The 15,018-nt window shown below is 33.5% G+C and carries 18 protein-coding genes and 1 pseudogene; 4 read left to right on the top strand and 15 right to left on the bottom strand.

The window, feature by feature from the left end; translation table 11 throughout:
- Window position 1: 1 nt before the first annotated feature.
- The 7 genes and pseudogenes from CBF31_RS01080 to CBF31_RS01050 form a co-directional block, all read right to left on the bottom strand.
- The gene (locus tag CBF31_RS01080) at window positions 2–145 is read right to left on the bottom strand and encodes a putative holin-like toxin (RefSeq protein WP_126830099.1); all 144 of its coding nucleotides are present in this window, start codon (window positions 143–145) and stop codon (window positions 2–4) included.
- 227 nt (window positions 146–372) lie between these two features.
- A complete protein-coding gene (locus CBF31_RS01075) occupies window positions 373–621 on the bottom strand; it encodes a hypothetical protein (protein WP_126830101.1) in 249 nt (82 codons plus the stop codon).
- 362 nt (window positions 622–983) lie between these two features.
- A complete protein-coding gene (locus tag CBF31_RS01070) occupies window positions 984–1,127 on the bottom strand; it encodes a putative holin-like toxin (RefSeq protein ID WP_126830099.1) in 144 nt (47 codons plus the stop codon).
- Window positions 1,128–1,566: 439 nt separating this feature from the next.
- A pseudogene (locus CBF31_RS01065) lies at window positions 1,567–1,644 on the bottom strand (metal-sulfur cluster assembly factor); the annotation flags it as partial.
- Window positions 1,645–1,657: 13 nt separating this feature from the next.
- Complete coding sequence (locus tag CBF31_RS01060) at window positions 1,658–2,983, bottom strand: SNIPE associated domain-containing protein (RefSeq protein WP_126830097.1); 1,326 nt, start codon at window positions 2,981–2,983, stop codon at window positions 1,658–1,660.
- A 301-nt stretch (window positions 2,984–3,284) separates the two neighbouring features.
- A complete protein-coding gene (locus CBF31_RS01055) occupies window positions 3,285–3,623 on the bottom strand; it encodes a metal-sulfur cluster assembly factor (RefSeq protein ID WP_126830095.1) in 339 nt (112 codons plus the stop codon).
- A 132-nt stretch (window positions 3,624–3,755) separates the two neighbouring features.
- On the bottom strand, window positions 3,756–4,661 hold the full coding sequence (locus CBF31_RS01050) for a YitT family protein (RefSeq protein ID WP_126830093.1): 906 nt from the start codon (window positions 4,659–4,661) through the stop codon (window positions 3,756–3,758).
- Window positions 4,662–4,860: 199 nt separating this feature from the next.
- On the opposite strand from CBF31_RS01050, the gene CBF31_RS01045 reads away from it, so the two are divergent.
- From CBF31_RS01045 to CBF31_RS01035, 3 genes are all read left to right on the top strand, one after another.
- The gene (locus CBF31_RS01045) at window positions 4,861–5,352 is read left to right on the top strand and encodes a YajQ family cyclic di-GMP-binding protein (RefSeq protein ID WP_126830091.1); all 492 of its coding nucleotides are present in this window, start codon (window positions 4,861–4,863) and stop codon (window positions 5,350–5,352) included.
- 318 nt (window positions 5,353–5,670) lie between these two features.
- A complete protein-coding gene (locus CBF31_RS01040) occupies window positions 5,671–6,087 on the top strand; it encodes a hypothetical protein (RefSeq protein ID WP_126830089.1) in 417 nt (138 codons plus the stop codon).
- A gap of 146 nt (window positions 6,088–6,233) precedes the next feature.
- Entirely contained in the window at window positions 6,234–6,428 is a 195-nt protein-coding gene (locus CBF31_RS01035) for a hypothetical protein (RefSeq protein WP_126830087.1), read from the top strand.
- Window positions 6,429–6,484: 56 nt separating this feature from the next.
- On the opposite strand, the gene CBF31_RS01030 is transcribed toward CBF31_RS01035, so the two are convergent.
- Window positions 6,485–7,957, bottom strand: a complete 1,473-nt coding sequence (locus CBF31_RS01030; protein WP_148112184.1) for a DUF4179 domain-containing protein — start codon at window positions 7,955–7,957, stop codon at window positions 6,485–6,487.
- Window positions 7,938–8,498, bottom strand: a complete 561-nt coding sequence (locus CBF31_RS01025; protein WP_126830083.1) for a sigma-70 family RNA polymerase sigma factor — start codon at window positions 8,496–8,498, stop codon at window positions 7,938–7,940. Before CBF31_RS01025 ends, CBF31_RS01030 begins: the two co-directional genes overlap by 20 nt.
- A gap of 193 nt (window positions 8,499–8,691) precedes the next feature.
- Here CBF31_RS01025 and CBF31_RS01020 point away from each other — a divergent pair, with 193 nt between their 5' ends.
- A complete protein-coding gene (locus tag CBF31_RS01020) occupies window positions 8,692–9,333 on the top strand; it encodes a nitroreductase family protein (RefSeq protein ID WP_126830081.1) in 642 nt (213 codons plus the stop codon).
- Window positions 9,334–9,402: 69 nt separating this feature from the next.
- Here the strand turns inward: CBF31_RS01020 and CBF31_RS01015 are convergent, their stop codons facing one another.
- From CBF31_RS01015 to CBF31_RS00990, 6 genes are all read right to left on the bottom strand, one after another.
- Entirely contained in the window at window positions 9,403–9,879 is a 477-nt protein-coding gene (locus CBF31_RS01015; RefSeq protein ID WP_148112183.1) for a hypothetical protein, read from the bottom strand.
- Window positions 9,863–10,054 carry a hypothetical protein gene (locus CBF31_RS01010; protein WP_126830077.1) on the bottom strand — a complete coding sequence of 64 codons (192 nt, stop codon included), beginning with the start codon at window positions 10,052–10,054 and terminating at the stop codon, window positions 9,863–9,865. Before CBF31_RS01010 ends, CBF31_RS01015 begins: the two co-directional genes overlap by 17 nt.
- A gap of 459 nt (window positions 10,055–10,513) precedes the next feature.
- Complete coding sequence (locus tag CBF31_RS01005) at window positions 10,514–10,939, bottom strand: hypothetical protein (protein ID WP_126830075.1); 426 nt, start codon at window positions 10,937–10,939, stop codon at window positions 10,514–10,516.
- Between the two features lie 129 nt (window positions 10,940–11,068).
- Window positions 11,069–13,075: a penicillin-binding protein PBP4(5) gene (gene pbp4, locus CBF31_RS01000; RefSeq protein ID WP_126830073.1), complete on the bottom strand. Its 2,007-nt coding sequence runs from the start codon at window positions 13,073–13,075 to the stop codon at window positions 11,069–11,071.
- Window positions 13,076–13,192: 117 nt separating this feature from the next.
- The gene (locus CBF31_RS00995; RefSeq protein WP_126830071.1) at window positions 13,193–14,443 is read right to left on the bottom strand and encodes a hypothetical protein; all 1,251 of its coding nucleotides are present in this window, start codon (window positions 14,441–14,443) and stop codon (window positions 13,193–13,195) included.
- A complete protein-coding gene (locus CBF31_RS00990; RefSeq protein ID WP_170167830.1) occupies window positions 14,436–15,017 on the bottom strand; it encodes a TetR/AcrR family transcriptional regulator in 582 nt (193 codons plus the stop codon). The genes CBF31_RS00995 and CBF31_RS00990 overlap by 8 nt, the downstream gene beginning before the upstream one ends.
- Window position 15,018 lies beyond the last annotated feature (1 nt).

The following is a 15,018-nucleotide window of genomic DNA, read 5'->3' as shown; positions in this document are numbered from 1 at the left end:
GTTATTTTTTTTTGTCATTTTTTGATATCAGCACGACTAATGTAATCACAGCTATAGTATACTTCCCTATATTTATGATTAGATTAATCGTATCTAACGCAGACAAAAGGCCTCTCCTTTCATAGATTTCAGCACTTATTTTCATAAGCACCACCTCCACTCCAAGATAGCCACCATCCTAACTTCTTTACCCGACAATTATAGCACTTCTTATAAATAAAAAAAGCGAACAAACATTGATATAACAGTGTTTGTTCGCTTTTTTATTACTAGATACCCCTCAAATTTCTTTAAAATCAGACATTATTATGGAGTCGTATCAACTGTAACTTTTTTTAAATAACAAAAAATTAAGTAATGGTTTCTTATTTCTTAATCATCACTTTCTTCATACTCATTTAAAGTAATGACTTTTTTGGCCCAATTAACGTTTACTGATGCTATTTGCCACGCAGTCTCTAATATCTCTATAGAATTCTCTGACAATATAAATGAAATGATTGGTCCGTTTTCCAGACTACCTCTAACAATATATTCATTTTCATTTTCTGTATTTGAGAATAATTTAAACTTAGAATCATCATTTCCATAGTCTATTTTCCATCCATTACTTAATTTCATCTATTAATTCCCTCTTTCCAAACCATAGTTGTCTTTTTCTTAGTATAACATAGCCCTTAGCAATTTTTACTTAATCCTAACCATCTTAATACCTATAGTAACTCATCAAAAAACTAATAAATTACCGAAGAGTTTTATTGATAGTCATAGTATCTTTTTTTAGTTTCATTATAGGTACCATCCATATAATTAAATAGATAAATAAATAAATTGTATTTGAAACTTCCAGCCATCTAGCGTATAATCCAAATTGAAAAGAGAACCATGTATAAACATGATTCTCTAGTCGTAAAGCCATTAAGATGGTGACGTTGTTAATCAAAAAAAAAATAATCAATTAACCGGTCAAAGTTAAGGATTGGTTATTTTTTTTTGTCGTTTTTTGATATCAGCACGACTAATGTAATCACGGCTATAGTATACTTCCCTATATTTATGATTAAATTAATCGTATCTAACGCAGACAAAAGGCCTCTCCTTTCATAGATTTCAGCACTTATTTTCATAAGCACCACCTCCACTCTAAGATAGCCACCATCCTAACTTCTTTACCCGATCATTATAGCACTTCTTATAAATAAAAAAAGCGAACAAACATTGATATAACAATGTTTAAAGGCTAGTTCATCTTCTGATTTCTTTATCTAAAGTATTACTTTCTCCAACATTTATTTTTAAATAACATCACAATTTATCACTTTTAAATTTATAGCTACTCCTGTCTATTTATAGTGTGTTTTTTTGATTATTTTACTTGAATCTCAAAATATATTGGCGTATAATCCGAATTGAAAGAGAAACATGCGGAAACATGATTTCTTTTCCCAAAGCCAATTAACTGGGTAAAGTTAAGGCTTAGTTATTTTTTGTCATTTTTTGATAGCAGAACAGCTAAATAAAAGGCGGTCTAACTTTAGTTAAAAAGTTAGACCGCCTTTTATTTGATTATCTAATCCCTAAAGCGATACGTGCATATCTGCTCATTCTATCTATTGTCCACGCTGGGTACCATACTAGTTTCATTTATAAAACTTCACTACTTTTCTTTTTTAGTATTCAAGGACTCTGATTCACGATATTCTTCAGCATCTACAGTTTCTCTAAAGTCTATAGTTAATTCTCCATAATCTTTCAATTTTTCCTTAATATTTTCAATGGGTACTCTAAAGAACTCTTTACGATTATTAACTTTATTTATTCTATAAGAATCAAAATATTTATGTAATTCTGTTTCAAGTTTATATGCATCATAGCTAAATATTAGAGCGTGTACATCAAATTTAAAGGGTACTGATGCACTACTCAATTCACTTATTCTTTCTAACGGGTCCATTCTTCTTGTTACTCCAATTTTTACAACATCCTTACCAAATGCACCAATATTACTAATTATATAGACATATCCCGCAGATGCATGGGCTGTTCTATAATCTAGCTCTTCTTTTTCTTCTTGTCTCTCTTTTGACTTCATACCAATGTCTGTAATTTGTTGCTGAATTAATTCCTTTTCTTCATCAGAATTTGATAATTCAATTTTTTTATTTAATTCATCGATTAAATTTTGATAGTGTTTAATATCTTTGTCAATCAATTTCTTTTTATTTTGAATTTCTTTTTGCAAGGCCTTCTCTTCTCTTTCTCGTTCACGTTGTTCTCTAAGTTCTTCCTTCTCGTCTTGTTTTTTTCGTTCGTATTCATAAGCTAAATATAACTCGTTTAATTTTAAGTTTAAAAATTCATTTGTCAGCGATAACCTATTTGATTCATTTATCTTGTTCAGTTGTTCAAAAGACTTTACTATTCTTTTTTCAATCGATTGAATATTACTATATTTCACTTTATTTATTGATGCTTCACATTCATTATTAAAAGATCTTAGAATCTGCTTTATGTTATCATTAGACATTTTTCTTCCTTTAGCTTTACTCCCATCAACTGTCCAATTATCGAAATAATCCACTGCACTTTTGTCCTTAATCATCTGTTTTTGGTCTAATCTAATATCAGCCAACTTATCTTTATAGCCCAATGAGCTTGCAAAATCATATTTTGGAACGTATAAACCGAATGATTCCATTAATATGTCCTCTTCTAATACAATAACTTTTGATTGTAATATATCAATTTCATCTCTTTTTTTATTCACTTCTTTTTCAATTTCACAATATTGTATTTGCTTTGATTTTATTTTCTCTTCAAGTATTTTTAAATCATTTCTTTGTCTTAGAGTCTCTTCTTCTAATTCCAAAACTGTCATTTGCTCTACTGATAATTTCTTGTTTTTCATTTTTGAAAAATCGTCTTTTAATACTTCTAATTCTTTTTTATAATCATTTACTTTCAAAAAATCTAACAACCCCATATATGCACCTCTTTAATATTTTTTTATAAACTCGTTTTGTTTGTTTAGAAAATATCAATAAATCTATTTATCATTCCATCAAAATTTATCTAATTCATACAATGTAATTATATCATTGACTACAAGATAGTTAAGTATCTTTTTATATTTGTACTATTATTGTTTTTACAACCTAACTCATTAAAATTTGGTACTTTTATTTTTTTATACTTCATCAAATCAAACTTACTCTTTAACACAAAAAAAACTCTTCCACCAACTGATTAGCTAGTGAAAGAGTTTAATCTTAATTTAGTAAACCTTATCTAATCCCTAAAGCAATACGTGCATATCTGCTCATTCTATCTGTTGTCCACGCTGGGTACCATACTAGCTTCACTTCTGAATCTGTCACTTCTGGTACGTCTTTTAGGGCTTTATGGATATCGTCTGTAATTACATCTGCTAATGGGCATCCCATTGTTGTTAGAGTCATTTTGATTGTACAGAAACCATCTTTTGCTAATTCTACTTCATAAATAAGACCTAAGTTTACAATATCGATTCCTAATTCTGGATCGACTACTGTTTCTAGGGCTGTTACAATTCTACCTTGGATTTCTTCTATTTCTTCAGCTGACCACTCGTTTACTTCGCTCACGTCAGTTGCCTCCTTAATTATCCTATATTCTTCATCTATAATAACCGTTACACTAGCGTTTGTAAATGAGAAAGTCTTGAGAACCGCTATAAAAAAAGAGCAGTGACCTTTTATAGTCCCACTCTTTACAATTTATTTTGTTTGTAACGCTTTACGATGCTCACGTTGCTCATCTTCATTTAAGAATTGTCCCATAACACTTTGCGTTGGCACAATGTTAACGAAGGCTTTTTCATCAATTTCATAAACTAATTTTTCTAAATCATATAATTCGTACTTGCTTACAACCATCATGATGACTGTATTTTCTTGATTTGTAAAACCACCACGTCCTGGTAATAATGTCATGCCACGAGGAATCGCTGAATGAATAGCGGCTTTAATCTCATCAGATTTACTAGAGATAATAAAGGCTGTCATTTTTTGGCTTCCTGTATGCATCTTGTCTACGATTTGCGTTAAGCAGAAAATAGAAATAATAGTATATAATGCTGTTTCCCAATCGTACATCAAACCTGACACTAGGATAATTAATAAGTTTTGTAAGAACAAAAGACTTCCGACTGTTTTACCTGTTGTTTTTGCTACGACTAATGCGATAATATCAAGTCCACCTGTTGTAAATCCGAAAACAAGACAAAGTCCTGCACCTAGACCTACTACTACACCACCGGCTACTGTATTTAATAACACATTATCTGTTATAGAATATTGTGGAATAATCATTGTAAAGACTGACATTGAGACTACTGTTAAGAAACTGTAGACCGTTGCCTCTTTACCTAATTTCAACCAACTGATTAAAAAGATGGGAATATTCAGTACAAAAATCAATATCCCAGTATTGATCGTCATCCCTAAGTACATATCAAATGCCCCCGAGACTAATTGCGCAACTCCGTTAAGTCCTGCTGAAAATACATTGGCTGGTATTAAAAATATATTTAATGAAACAGCCGCTAAAATACCTGTTACGACTACTACAATTAACTTCGTTAATAATTCGTTCTTAAACGTCCATTTTAAATTTGTTTGCATAACGTTCCTCCTTCGTTCTGTCATCATTTTGTTCTCCATTAGATAGAATAGCAGTTTATTCTGTTTAAATAAAGCTTTTTTAATCGTTTTTACCGTTATTTTACATACTTTCTTGTCTCTTCTATTCATGGTATAGTATGAGTACGTTTACACTTAAATAGTAACGCACGATTGAGTAGCGTTTTAGGAGGAATAAAACATGGCAAAAGACCCAAGTTTTGATATCATTTCAGAAATTAACGAAGAAGATGTAAAAAATGCCCTACAAGTGGCAACAAAAGAAATAAAAAACCGTTTTGATTTTAAAGGATCAATCGCCAGCATGTCATTAGAAAACGGTAAACTATTATTAGTGGCTGAAGATGACTACAAAGTTGAACAAGTAAAGGATGTTTTATTTAGCAAATTAGTCAAACACAATGTGCCGATTAAAAACATTCAATTTACTGATAGCGAACACGCACTTGGCGGAAATGCTCGTCAATATGGTGACTTAGTGAGTGGGATTGACCGCGACAATTCTAAAAAAATCATCAAAGCGATTAAAGACTCAAAACTAAAAGTCAAAGCAACCATCCAAGATGAACAAATTCGTGTTACAGGTAAGAGCCGTGATGACTTGCAAGCTGTTATTAAATTAACACGTGACTTAACACTACCAATCGAATTACAATTCACTAATTTCAGATAAATAAAAGTCCTCCTATTAGGACTTAACCTATCATGAAACCTCAAATAAAGCCACTACTACTAAAAGTAGTGGCTTTAGACTGTGAGGAGATTAGACACTCGTTGGGAACGAAAAAATACACATGAAAATTGGGCTTACTTTGGCTTGTCTAACTATAAAAATAATTAGCAAAAATGATGAAAGCTGGAGGACGTTTATATTTTCTTGTTTTTCTCTGTAATCTGTCTATCTGAAAAGATAATAGAATATTAAGCTTAATCAATAAATATACATGCTATACTTGACAAACCATCAGTTTACAATTGAGGAGGAATTATTATGATAGGCAATTCAATTTGGTTACCTTATATATTAGCTGGAATTTATCTTCTGCTTATTGGTGTAGTTACTTTTAGAACAAGGATGTTTAAGCCATTTATAATTTATGGCATTGTAATGCAATGTTTGTTCCTAGTCTATTGGCTGTTCACAAGATCAAAATTACAAGGAGTCAGTGGAGGAGAAAATATGCCTTTGTACATGCAGTTTTTAACAGTGATTGAATACTCTTACTGTTTACTTGTCGCCCCCATATTCATTGCAATAAACGTTAGAACTCTTTCTTTTTTCAAAAAGAATACAATTGATAACATAACTAGAGGTGTTGCAAGTACCTTTTTTATTATTTTATTTGCCAGTGTTTTCTATTTATTTGCGTACGTTTTTGTTACTCTATATTACGGATTCGGACCATAAGTTATATAACGTATTATTTTTTTAAGCTATTCTATTCGTACGACATAATCCCTTCTGTAACATACAGGTAGTGAGTTTAAATTATTTTTTATAGAAAGTATGTTATAGCGAGTTCAGAGGCGCTTTAAAAATAATGCAAGATAATCATGAATAATGAAAAAGCTGAATCAGAAGGTGAATCAGAGATTATTTATATGGGAAAACAATTTAATTATATTTCTCATTCAATGATTACTACTCACACAGACGATAAACTGCTGGAAAAACTAAGAGCTTTATTTCCAATCGGTTCATACGGAAATTGGTGTGGAAAAGGTCATAATTCTAAAATTTTTTACTAATATTTTAAAATATTTCATCAGAAAAAGCCACTACTATTATTAGTAGTGGCTTTTACTTATTCTCCTAAATCTAATTCTAAATTACCTAAGCTAACGTTCTGACTACTAATATTTCCACCTATATAAGCTTGATCTCGATCGTATTTAGGGTGTTTATTTTTTCCAAATCCATGGAGTTTTTTTAGATCAAAACTAACAGTTCCCAACCAGCCTTGACCTTGCTCAAAGTGAACATCCGTTACAACTGGTTCTTTGTGTAAGAATGTTGTTGGATCAGAAAAATACTCCTCTGGGATAGTATTGCTGGAAACATATCCTTTATTCCCTAACGTAAAGGCTACTAAACTTTGTTCTAAATCTTCTTTGCTATAATCCTCCGATAAATTTGGAAATGTCACAGACATTACAATTTTATTTTCCGCTTCAGTCACATCCATAACTTCCATCGTAAAGCGTTCATCTTTCGCTTGAAGAACACGGGGAAAGTTATCTTTGACTGCTACTACAGGCTTATTCTTTGGTGCATTTGCGATATCAAACTTAACAGAAATAGTTCCTAGTACATTTTCTTCCTCGCCTTCATTATCAAAGTAGCGGTTTGGCAAAATAGCACGGTAACTACTGATATCACTAGTTGAAGATTTTTCTACTTTTACAAGAGCTCCAGTTGAATAAATAGGCCATTCCACCTCTTGCCCATTCTTATCTTTTCCCATAAACCATGCCCAACTCGCGCCAACACTTGTTCCTTTCGGTTGTTCAATTTTATAATCAATCATGGTGCGTGACTCACCTTTTAATACTTTAGTGATAGTTGCCGTATAAGGACCTTCCTCTGTTTCAGTCCTTACTGAATAACCCGATGGTAATGCTTGACTTACAACTTTTTCAACAGGAACATTAATTTTTTTCTTACTACCATCAGTGTAAACAATTAAAGGAACAATCAAATTATCAGGTATTTCATCCTTAGATAAATCTATCGTTAACTTCCCATCAAATAATGCCCCTCCATCTTCTGATTCACGCATATCATTACTTACATCATTTCCCTTAATAAGTGATGATTCTTCAACATCAACTCCTAACTTTAAGTCTTTTTCATCTGGTTTCTTATCTCTATCTGTTGAAGTTATTTGATACACAATATCTATTTTACCAGCATCATAATAACTGCCAACAATATGCACCGTTAAACCGTCAGTTTCTAATGGCTCAATTAAATCCAATTCTGATAAAGAGGTACTTGCAAGGTTTATATCTGGGTCAAATCTTTGAAATAATTTCCCTACAAATGGAATGTCGGCATAAACCTCTCCTAAAGATGGAATCAGATAACCCGAGCCAACAAATAAGATGCCTGCTGCTACAAGTGACAGTAAGACTTTTCCTTTCTTGCTGATTCCTTTTTTGACGCTCCCAGTCTTTTCTTGTTGAGCTCGCTCAATCCCTTGTTTGACTGCTTTTTCCAATGCTTCTGTCGGTACTTCAACCTCTGACATTTTCTCTTTAATTTGTTTGTCGTTCATCATGTTTACCCTCCTTTAACAAGACCTCTTTTAACGCTTGTCTGCCTCTAGCTAGATTCGTTTTGACTGTTCCTTCTGATAGTTCTAGCACTTGACCGATTTCTCTTACGGATAAGGACTGGTAATAATAAAGAATAATCACTTTTCGGTAACTTTCTTTGAGTTGTGCTAGTGATGCCGTAATATCAATTTGCTTGTCCGTCTGTCTTTCTACTGATTCTTCATAAATAACAGCATCCATACCCTCTCGTTCATCACCCTCTGGGAAGAAAATCACTTGTGCTTTTTTCTTATTTAAAGCCATCGCATTATTAATGACAATCCGCATTAGCCACGTTTTAAAATACTTTGGCTTTTTGACTTGCTTAATATTTTTTAGTGCTTGATAGACTGATTCTTGGACTGCATCTAAACTATCAGCCTGATTTCCTAAATAAAGATAAGCTGTACGGTACATTTGATTTTGGTAGATTGACATTAACTCTTCAAAAGCATCACTGTTCCCTTTTATGGCCCGTTTGACCACTACTTCCTCTTTCATTTACTCACTCCTTTGCCTCTATACTTATTAGAGTAATCATCTCACGAAATGGTTTCATTTTATTCAAACTAATTTTCTTTAATTCGCTCACTATAACACAATGTTAAAAGTTTACAAGCCTATGGAAACATGCTATATTGTTTGGGTTCAGATATTTTTGAACACTATAACGAACTATTAGGAGGTCACTTACATGAGTGAACATACATATATAAACAATGATTTTAACGATATTTTAAAAGGACGTCGTTCAATTCGTCAATACGACCCTAACGTGAAGATTGACCGCGATATTATGAAACAAATCTTAGAAGATACTACAACGGCTCCTTCATCAATCAACATGCAGCCTTGGCGTTTTGTTGTGGTAGATACACCTGAAGGCAAAGATAAATTACGTCCACTTGTTGGCTTTAATTCAAAACAAAGTGATTCATCAGCCGCTATGATTTTAATCTTTGGTGACTTAAAAAGCTTTGATAACGCTGAAAAGATTTACTCTAAATCAGTTGAAATCGGTGGCTTAACCGAAGAAATCAAAGAAAAACAATTAGATCGTTTCGCTCAAATGTACGACAACATGCCAGAAGAAGGCTTGAAACAAATTGCCCTAATCGATGCTGGACTTGTGTCAATGCAATTAATGTTAGTAGCTCGTGCTTACGGTTATGATACAAACGCTATTGGCGGATTTGACCGTGCGAACTTAGCAGAAGCTTTTGACATGGACCCTACTCGTCATATGCCTGTTATGATCGTTAGTATTGGTAAAGCCGCAGAAGAAGGCAAACAAACAGCGCGCTTACCTATCACTGATATTACAACTTGGAAATAATTTAAAGCCCCGAACGTTACCGTTCGAGGCTTTTTTAGTATTTAAATTCCTATGATACGATTGTTTTATTCAATACACGCCCCACATCCCAACTGTTTTATTCGTGTCACTAATCCGATTCATCAGCTCAAATATAATCTGACACGCTTCTCTGACTTCGTCCTCTACTAAAACATAACCTCGATGCACTGCTTTATTTCTCAATGTATAGACTGTGTTCCAATAAATATAGAGCAAGGTCCCCGGCTTATCAAGCCTACATGGATTATCTTTGCTGTCCAAGAGTTTACTCACTTCTTTTTTTACTAGATTATGGTAGTTCTGAGATTTCACAGCAGATAGTTGTTTAAGTCCCCCTCCATTTGCAAGGACTGACTCTTCCACAAAAATATACATCAACTGCTCCATACAACAATGAAGGGAAATGAACCCACGATATAAATCACCTGACTCAATGGCAAATTGACTATCGACTTGAAGTAATTTTAAGCGACGTAATTCAAATTTATTTTTCATAATAAAATAGGTCTTATCTTTTTCTATCATAGGGTCCACTATTCCTTTCATTCGCTTTTCCTTTGGCAACACCCAAACTAAACATAACCATCATTGCCACATCAACATCAGGTGCATAACGCTCCATAATTTCTTTCGATAATAAATAAGCTTCTTCGTCAAATAATAGATAAGGTGTTAACTCAACAAATTCTTGTGATGCCATGATAGTCATCCTCCTTTAAACCCTACACAACGGACGTGTGATAACCGTGATACCTCTAATAACACGGATAGAAACAACAACAAACAGAACACAAAAAAAGAGATTAAACAGAGTCTGTCTAATCTCTTTACATAGTTAAATAAGCTCTATCTCCTAACGAATTTATAACGATTAACCTTAAGTTAGACGTAAAAATAATAGGTAATTATTTTTAGAAACCGTTTACATTTAATTCGTTAGATGATAGCATTAACTATGGCAACACGATTAGTCAGGTTAACTGGCTGGCTATGAGTGGCTCTTCGATGGCTGTCGAAGAGTGCCTTTTTTTATTGTGTTCTATCTATCCTTATTGTACGAAGTGTTCGTCCGAACAGTCAAGGATTATTTTCCTTAAACACTCTTGAATAACACTAAAAAAAGACTCACTTCAAATGAAATGAGCCTTTATGTGAGATATTATCCTCTGTAATTTTTTATACGTTCTAATTGCTCTTCTTTCGTCCATCCATCAAAGGTAATTTCCCAGATAATATCACCAAGTAAACTAGCATCTTTTGGTAACTCTTCAGCCATCATATAATTAAACACCACTTCAAAGGGAACTAAATCTGTTGAAAATTGTTCTTCAGTTGCCACTTTCACAAGGGTTGGACTCCAATATTCTATCTTTGTGATTGGTTCGATCTCTTTTTCAATCAAAATTTTAAATTCATCATTTGGCTGATCGCTAAGTGATGCGATTGAATTTTTAAAACTAACTAAAGCATGTCTTAATGAATCCTCTTCTAATTCTGTTTCATACATCTCTACTAAATGTGCCGCTACGTTTGGAATCATTGCTTCATCTAATTCATTTAATAACGCTTCTTTAAATGTTTTCATGTTTTCTTCCTTTCACGTCTGGTTATATCGACACCTTCATTCTACCTCATATCTGACTCCAACGCACATGCTAAATACTATAAATCACTACTTTTTTATGGTCTAAATTCTATCATTTAAATACTAACTTTAGTTATAGTTCTTTTCTAAATAGTCAACCAAGACTTTTGCTTTCTCATTTGCCGCTCCATTTTTTCTAGAATCTTCAGAAAAAACGAGTCCCATAAACTGACTTTTATCTTTATCTAAAAATAACAGGAAACTATTTTCAGTTCCAACTGTATCTTGTTTCTCTTTAATCTCAGCTGTTCCTGTTTTAGCTGCTAAATTAAAACCTGGTTGATAGAGATTATGAGCATAACCATCTTCATTTGCCACAGTCCCAACTAAATCATCTAAGACTATTTTAGCTGATTTATCACTAACAATACCATCTGTCTTTTCAGTCTTAGCATCCTCTATCAGCTTAGGAGTAATCAAATTCCCTTCATTCATAAAGACACTGTACATCTCAAGTTGTTGAAGTGGTGTGATCATTAATTGACCTTGTCCATAAGCTGTATCTGCTAATAAAATATCATTTTTAAATTTCTCTTCATTTGAGATACTTGCGGGTTCCATTGGAATAGGTAGTGTCGTTTCTTTATTAAATGGAAATTTAGCTAGACCATCCATTAACGTTTTCTCACCCATTTTTAGAGCTTGTTGAGCAAAGTAAATGTTATCTGAATACACCAAAGCTTGTTCTAAATTAACAGTCGGTTGTTCTTTAACTCGCGTTGTCCAAAATCCACCCCAACTTTTATCTTTTTGCCATTTCAAGCCATCGATGGGTAAAGCTTCCTCTGGTTTAATAACACCTGCATCTAAACCGATTGCAGCGGTAATTGTCTTAAAGGTTGAACCTGGTGCATAACGATTAGCATATCTCGCAAGAAATGGTAAATGTTTATCCTCAGATAACGCCTTATATTCTTTATCTGCCATTCCTGTAATAAATTGGTTTGGATCAAATGATGGTGAACTTGTCGCCACTAATAAATCGCCTGTTTTTGGCTGAGAGGCTACCATAGCACCTGGTTTATTTTCCAAGGAATCAAACGCTTTTTGTTGCGCTTCACGGTCAAGTGTTAATTTAACCGTTTTCCCTTCAACTGCTTTTCGCTTAAAGACAGTTTTTTTGACATCACCTTTTGCTGTTGTGATAACAAGTGAAAGCCCATTTTTCCCTCTTAAATCGTTATCTAAAGCTTGCTCAAGTCCCATTCTACCTATTGGAGTAGTCTCATCTAAGTCAGGATTTTTATCCAAATCTTCCGCAGTAGGTTGCCCTATATAACCAACCAAATGAGCAGCAGCCTTCCCTAATGGATAGTAGCGTTGTGTTTTGCTAGCTAAACTTGTCCCCCTTGGCAGCTTATCTTTTAAAGCTTCGACTTGCTTATCATCCAGTACTTTTATAGGAACAAAAACGTCTCCTTTTGTCCATTCTGGTTCTAATAAAGCTTCTAACTTATCAACTGGGGTATCAATCGCCTCGCTGATTTCTTTCAATGCTTCTTTTTTATCATCACCTAATTGACTAGGATTCATTCCAATTTGTTCAAATTCTTTATTTTCAGCTAAAGGTTCACCTTTACGGTCTAAAATAGCCCCACGTTCGACAACATCATTTTGCAACGACACTTTATCCGTTGCTTCCATCCCTGGGAAAATCAAATACGAATTCCACTTAAATTCAAACTTTCCATTATTAGATTTAGAATAAATTGCCTTATATTTCTCTGGTTTAATAACACCTTCTGGAGTAGTTAATTCTAAGTTATAAGTCAATCTATAGTTCTTTTTACCATACTTCTCATCTTTAAGATTAGTTACTTTCACTTTAGTAACACCAATGCTACCAAAAATAGTCTCATAACGTTCTTTTACTGCTTTATTCGTTAAGGTGTAATCTTCTAGTGATTTTTTTGAAAACAATTGACTATAATCATCAAAGTTTTGCTTTTTTAAATCTGAGACAAAACTATCTACTGCTTTCTGACGATTTTTATTATCTGTCATAGTTCTATAGCCGTAAAATGAAGCGCCAGCAACTAAGACAACACTCGTACCTATTAGTAATTTCTTTTTCATTTGCCTCTCACTCCTTATACATTAGTGTTATTTATAGTTTAACCCAGAATCAGTCTAAGCGTACAGTTATTACGTCCTTTTGTTTCTTAAATTATCCTTAAGATAACTCTATTCTTATTAGGACGTGCTAATTTCAACACTCAATCCTTCTGCCTCACTCAAATAATTAAAAAAGTATTGAATAACAGCTGTTTCACTTATGTTTCTAACAAAAGTAATGCTCATATTGTCATTATAAGAGATAGCACAACAATTAATTGGAACATTTGAAGTAGGATAAGAAACTACATTAATCGCTTTTACATACGCTTGTAGTTCTTTTGGTACTTGGAACCGCCCTAAATTTGAAAATGTTAGTGTTTTTTTATGCTCGCCACGTTTGGCAAAAGCTAGTCTCATGATTTGTTCTTTGATTACAAGTGGTGTTAAGCGAGAATACTGCTTAGATTCCATTTTGACATTCTCATTAATCATTCTTTGAAGCATTTCTTTAGTTAAGCGGTCTTTAAACTGTATTCTAACCCTCTCACAAATATCAGATAACGAGAGTTCTTTAGTTCCCTCTACTTCAACTGTGATAGTTCCAAAGAAATTAGTTAGCGTCTTTGAAGGAAACAACCCTCTTAAATTAACCGGAATAGATACTACTACTGAATCATCTGTCTGGGTTTCTTTAATCTTTGTTTGGTAACAGCTATAACTAAGTAAACTAGCCAAAAAAGCTGTCATATTAAGGTCATAAGAGGCTGCACATTTTTTTAATTCTATCAGTGAGACTGTACCGTGGATAACCTCTACCTCTCTTAACGGCGTCCCCTTAAGTCGGTAGGCATTAGGTAGAGTCGTGACCTTATTATCTTCAGTTGTTGCATATCTTCTAAAAGAATCTTCCCACTCATCCAGTTTGGGCTCCTCACTTAATTTGAATAAAAAAGAACGATCATCTAACTGACATCCTGTTTCCCTTAAATAATAGAATAGCAACACTTTAAAAAACTCTAATGCTCCTGCCCCATCTGAGACAATGTGGGACACTTCAAGAGATAATTTATTATGATAATAGAGCACTCGAATAAGATGCTCATCATAACTCGTTAAATCAAATGGCGCCCCAATTAATGGTGTTTCTTTTTCTATTTTGACTCTGTTTGTATTTTGTTCCAAGTAGTTCCAGAAAACACCACTTTTGATTGTATAGCCGAATCCTGGAAACCTTTGAATGACTTGATCTGTTACGTGTTGCAACAAGGTCGTATCGATAGCTTTTTCTAACGTAGCGGATACCCTAAACACTGCACTATTTTTTTCTGTTGCCACTGCACTAAATAATTTGCTAGCATTATCTAGTTTATGCCATTTTTTAATCATTTTTCAGCAACGACATTTCTAACTCAATTAAGCGGGCTAGGTTCTCTACTGTTGTTTTGATGTACGCCTTATCTTTAAAGGTATGAACAAAGACTAATGCACCTTCAAGTGAGCTTTCAATCATACCTGCTAATTGATACGCACGTTCTGAATTCATGCCCTCTGCTTCAAACTCTTTAGCCAATCGACTTAAGATATAGCGGTAAGCTTGCTCACACTGCTCTCTGATAGCCTCGTGACTTTCTGCTGTTTCAAGAGCGATAAGCGCGAAGGGAACGACACCTTCATAAGAATCGTAAGATCCAACTTCTTCTAATAATTTGTAAATACGTGAAAATCCTGGTTCGATTCCTTGAAACAACGTTGCTAAGTAAGCATCATTTTCTTTAGTCGTCGCCTTTATTGATTCAATTAGCAGTTCTTCCTTACCACCCGGGAAAAAATGATACAATGAGCCTTTTGGAATGTCTGCTGCTCTCAAAATTTGTGTAATACCTGTTGCTGCATAACCTTGCTTTTGAAATAAGCCTTTAGCTATTATTAATATATGTTCTTTTGTCGATACGTCTTTCATA

The organism is Vagococcus fessus (genome assembly GCF_003987565.1).
GTDB classification, from domain to species: Bacteria; Bacillota; Bacilli; order Lactobacillales; family Vagococcaceae; genus Vagococcus_D; species Vagococcus_D fessus.
This window is presented reverse-complemented; position numbering and strand designations above follow the sequence as displayed.

What these genes read in the sequence shown, in the direction of transcription:
- CBF31_RS01035 (WP_126830087.1), top strand. Translation starts at nt 6,234, where the DNA reads ATGAATAATGAAAAAGCTGAATCAGAAGGTGAATCAGAGATTATTTAT.
- CBF31_RS01015 (WP_148112183.1), bottom strand. Translation starts at nt 9,879, where the DNA reads ATGATAGAAAAAGATAAGACCTATTTTATTATGAAAAATAAATTTGAA.
- CBF31_RS00990 (WP_170167830.1), bottom strand. Translation starts at nt 15,017, where the DNA reads ATGAAAGACGTATCGACAAAAGAACATATATTAATAATAGCTAAAGGC.
- CBF31_RS01070 (WP_126830099.1), bottom strand. Translation starts at nt 1,127, where the DNA reads ATGAAAATAAGTGCTGAAATCTATGAAAGGAGAGGCCTTTTGTCTGCG.
- CBF31_RS01050 (WP_126830093.1), bottom strand. Translation starts at nt 4,661, where the DNA reads ATGCAAACAAATTTAAAATGGACGTTTAAGAACGAATTATTAACGAAG.
- CBF31_RS01030 (WP_148112184.1), bottom strand. Translation starts at nt 7,957, where the DNA reads ATGAACGACAAACAAATTAAAGAGAAAATGTCAGAGGTTGAAGTACCG.
- CBF31_RS01040 (WP_126830089.1), top strand. Translation starts at nt 5,671, where the DNA reads ATGATAGGCAATTCAATTTGGTTACCTTATATATTAGCTGGAATTTAT.
- CBF31_RS01025 (WP_126830083.1), bottom strand. Translation starts at nt 8,498, where the DNA reads ATGAAAGAGGAAGTAGTGGTCAAACGGGCCATAAAAGGGAACAGTGAT.
- CBF31_RS01010 (WP_126830077.1), bottom strand. Translation starts at nt 10,054, where the DNA reads ATGGCATCACAAGAATTTGTTGAGTTAACACCTTATCTATTATTTGAC.
- CBF31_RS01075 (WP_126830101.1), bottom strand. Translation starts at nt 621, where the DNA reads ATGAAATTAAGTAATGGATGGAAAATAGACTATGGAAATGATGATTCT.
- CBF31_RS01045 (WP_126830091.1), top strand. Translation starts at nt 4,861, where the DNA reads ATGGCAAAAGACCCAAGTTTTGATATCATTTCAGAAATTAACGAAGAA.
- CBF31_RS01020 (WP_126830081.1), top strand. Translation starts at nt 8,692, where the DNA reads ATGAGTGAACATACATATATAAACAATGATTTTAACGATATTTTAAAA.
- CBF31_RS01080 (WP_126830099.1), bottom strand. Translation starts at nt 145, where the DNA reads ATGAAAATAAGTGCTGAAATCTATGAAAGGAGAGGCCTTTTGTCTGCG.
- CBF31_RS01060 (WP_126830097.1), bottom strand. Translation starts at nt 2,983, where the DNA reads ATGGGGTTGTTAGATTTTTTGAAAGTAAATGATTATAAAAAAGAATTA.
- CBF31_RS01005 (WP_126830075.1), bottom strand. Translation starts at nt 10,939, where the DNA reads ATGAAAACATTTAAAGAAGCGTTATTAAATGAATTAGATGAAGCAATG.
- CBF31_RS00995 (WP_126830071.1), bottom strand. Translation starts at nt 14,443, where the DNA reads ATGATTAAAAAATGGCATAAACTAGATAATGCTAGCAAATTATTTAGT.
- pbp4 (WP_126830073.1), bottom strand. Translation starts at nt 13,075, where the DNA reads ATGAAAAAGAAATTACTAATAGGTACGAGTGTTGTCTTAGTTGCTGGC.